This is a genomic window from Flavobacterium sp. KMS, from assembly GCF_000813005.1.
In the GTDB taxonomy this organism is placed as follows: domain Bacteria; phylum Bacteroidota; class Bacteroidia; order Flavobacteriales; family Flavobacteriaceae; genus Flavobacterium.
Map to the genome: position 1 here is coordinate 1 of NZ_JSYP01000047.1, position 3326 is coordinate 3326.

Consider the following 3326-nt stretch of genomic DNA (forward strand, 5'->3'; position numbering starts at 1 on the left):
ATTTGATTCGTCTTGCTTGTCAGTATTTAAAGGAACGTTTGTCGTTGTTGCGGGTGCAAAACTACCACCTTTATTCAGTTAAACAATACTTTTTATGGAGTATTTTTGGTTTATTTTTTAACAGTCTGATAACGGTATGTTTACGGGTGTGATTTTTTCTTTCTCTCTGGCTTTTTTGGACTCTTCCTCTGGGTTTTCCTTGTTTTTGCTGGGTTTTGCTAGGTTTTGCTAGGTTTTGCTAGGTTTTGCTAGGTTTTGCTAGGTTTCGCGCAAAGTCACTAAGGCACAAAGTCTCTTTTATTGTCTTTCTTATGGGGTTTTTGTTATGTTTTGTCGCCCCTAGCCCTGATAGTAGCAGAAATCCTTGTCCTTTTTTCTTTAAAAAGGACAAGATTGTAGCGGATAGCAGGAAATAGCTCCTATATATTACAATACAATCTTACTCCTATATATAAGGTCATAAAAAAAACGGCTACTATATAGTAGCCGCATATGGATATCTTAATTAGTTGTTTCCTAAAACCTACAACAAGATCTCTTTATCAATTCTCCCTATACCTAATATATAAGAACAAAATTGTACCTTATATATAGGAGCACAAAAAAGAAGACTTCTTTTCATACAACCAAAACAACATCTCTATCTATAGACTTAGATCCAGCTCTAACAAAGGAAACTGTTAAACAAAAAAAAATCCCGTCATTTATTAAATGACGGGATTAACTATTTAGAGGTTTTTATTTATTCTAAAATAAAACTCACACTTACATTTGATACAATTTCTATTTCTCCAATCGCAAGCGTTTCATTAGAAGCTGCACCTGCACTATCCATAGCCATAGATTTCATAGCTGCATACATAGGTTGCGGACGATATCCTTGTGAGTTATCTGAAATAACAATTGCTTTACCTACTTTTTGCCCTAAAACTGAAACATAATCTTCTGCTTTAGACTTCGCATCTTTTATTGCCAATTTTCTAGCTTCTGACTCATGTTGTGCTAGTTTTGAAGATTCAAAAGTAACACCATCGATACGATTGATTCCCTGATCAACCAAACCTTCCATTAGCTCATCATACTTTGTTAAATCTTTCAACGAGATTTCTACTGTTTGTGTAGCGTTATAATTATGTTTCTTTTTTTCATAATCATATTGTGGATTTAACGCAACTTGTTTTGTTTTAAAATCTGCAGTTGGAATATTCATTTTTTTAATGAATTTTAAAACAGCATCCATTTTCTGGTCGTTTTGCTTTTTTACATCTTTAGCATTACTTCCTTTAGTTTCAATTGTTGCTAAAATTATTGCCTGATCTGGAGCAACTTTTACTTTTCCTTCTCCAGACACACTAATTTGCGGAATTTGTTTTGTTTCTTGAGCGTAAGACATAGTCATAAACATAAGGGTTAAAAATAGAGCTACTTTTTTCATATTTGTATTATTTAATTGTTTTTTGTTATTCCTTTTCAAAAGTTGTGCCATTATAGTTTTCCTAGCTTAGCCATTATAAAAAGTATAACAATTGGTATAGCTAACAAGATAACCATAAGGCTATGGTCGTAAACTAAAGATGGTTCTTTTATCAATGTAATCATATAACCTCCAATGGCTCCGCCAAAATGCGCCGTATGACCAATATTATCATTTTTAGCTCTCATCCCGTATATCGAATACAATAAATACAAGATTCCGAAAAGATAGGCTGGCATCGGAATTATAAAAAATATCCCTAACATCATGTCAGGTTGTAATAATATCGCCGAATACAATATTCCTGTTACCGCTCCGGAAGCTCCTACTGCGCGATAACTATAATCATTTTTATGAAATAACATGGTTAGTAAACTACCAAAAACCAAACTACCAACATAGATCAATACAAACGAAAAATTTCCTAAATAATTAATAACTACTGGCGCGAAAAACCAAAGCGTTAACATATTAAAAATTAAATGCATCATATCTACATGCAAGAAACCTGATGTTAACATTCTTATTTGTTCTCCTGAACGTATACTCCCTACGTGAAATTCATATTTTCTAAAAAAAGAAAGATCGTTAAATCCTTTATAACTAACTAAAACATTGGCAACAATTATTCCTATCAAAATGGTATTCATATACTATATTTATTATGAATTGTAAATATAGTCATTCTCCCAGAAATCACAGTTACTGATTAAAATATATACGTTATCCATTTTTGAGTTATATTTGTAAAAAATAAAACTGCATGCAATTCCTCGTTTATATACTGGCATATCCATTACTTTGGATTATATCTATTCTTCCATTTCCAATTTTTTATTTATTTTCTGATGTTGTTTATTTCATAGTTTACTACTTGGTTAGATACCGAAGAAAAACAGTGAAAGAAAATTTAGCACTTGCTTTACCTCATCTTACTGATAAAGAAAGAAAAACAATCGAAAAGAAATTCTACCAACACATGTGTGACATGTTCTTGGAAATGATAAAAACGATGACTATTTCTCCTGAAGAAATGCGCAAACGTTTTGTTCTTACTAATGTTGAACTTATAAAAGAATACGAAGAAAAAGGTAAAAGTGTCGTTCTTGTAGCTTCACATTATGCAAGCTGGGAATGGCTGTTAACTCTAAATGCTCAAATAAAATTTAGAGGAATTGGTGTTTACAAAAAAATTGTAAATCCTTATTTTGATAAACTAGTTAGAAAAATTCGCTCTAAATATGACGCTGATTTAGTCGAAACTAAAAAAATAATCCCACTCATGGCACAAAACCAAAGAGATGGTATTTTAAGCATGTATGGCTTAGCGAGTGATCAATCACCAAAATTAGACAGGGCTTTTCATTGGGATACCTTTATGGGAATTGAGGTTCCTGTACATACTGGCGCCGAAATGCTAGCTAGAAAATACAACTTGAGTGTTTTATTTGTAAAAGTAAAAAAAGTAAAACGTGGATATTACGAAGCTACTTTTATACCTATTTGTGACACTCCTAAAAAAGCAGATGGTTTTGAAATTACTCATACTTATTTAAAAGAAGTTGAAAAGCAAATTCTGGAAGCTCCTGAGTATTATTTGTGGACGCACAAAAGATGGAAACACAGAAGATAACTCATAAAAAAAGCTCCAAAACTTAATGATTTGGAGCTTTTTTTATGTAAACATTTAGATACAATCTGTTTTATCACCAAACAGAGAAAAGAAATAAACTGTTTTTTAAACATTAATAGAAATATTCTCTTGTCGAGATTTTATTATTATTATTATTATTATTATTATTATTATTATTATTATTATTATTATTATTATTATTATTATTATTATTATTAT

3 protein-coding genes are annotated in these 3326 nt (G+C 31.0%); 1 reads left to right on the plus strand and 2 read right to left on the minus strand.

Translation table 11 applies throughout. The features are described from left to right. Nucleotides 1-742 precede the first annotated feature (742 nt). Together OA93_RS23880 and OA93_RS23885 are read right to left on the minus strand one after the other, a co-directional pair. The gene (locus OA93_RS23880) at nucleotides 743-1435 is read right to left on the minus strand and encodes an SIMPL domain-containing protein (protein ID WP_039116790.1); all 693 of its coding nucleotides are present in this window, start codon (nucleotides 1433-1435) and stop codon (nucleotides 743-745) included. A gap of 50 nt (nucleotides 1436-1485) precedes the next feature. Further along, nucleotides 1486-2124 carry a rhomboid family intramembrane serine protease gene (locus OA93_RS23885; protein ID WP_039116788.1) on the minus strand — a complete coding sequence of 213 codons (639 nt, stop codon included), beginning with the start codon at nucleotides 2122-2124 and terminating at the stop codon, nucleotides 1486-1488. 113 nt (nucleotides 2125-2237) lie between these two features. Between OA93_RS23885 and OA93_RS23890 the strand changes: the two genes are divergently transcribed. Then, entirely contained in the window at nucleotides 2238-3107 is an 870-nt protein-coding gene (locus OA93_RS23890; protein ID WP_039116789.1) for a lysophospholipid acyltransferase family protein, read from the plus strand. Nucleotides 3108-3326 lie beyond the last annotated feature (219 nt).

What these genes read in the sequence shown, in the direction of transcription:
- OA93_RS23880 (WP_039116790.1), bottom strand. Translation starts at nt 1,435, where the DNA reads ATGAAAAAAGTAGCTCTATTTTTAACCCTTATGTTTATGACTATGTCT.
- OA93_RS23885 (WP_039116788.1), bottom strand. Translation starts at nt 2,124, where the DNA reads ATGAATACCATTTTGATAGGAATAATTGTTGCCAATGTTTTAGTTAGT.
- OA93_RS23890 (WP_039116789.1), top strand. Translation starts at nt 2,238, where the DNA reads ATGCAATTCCTCGTTTATATACTGGCATATCCATTACTTTGGATTATA.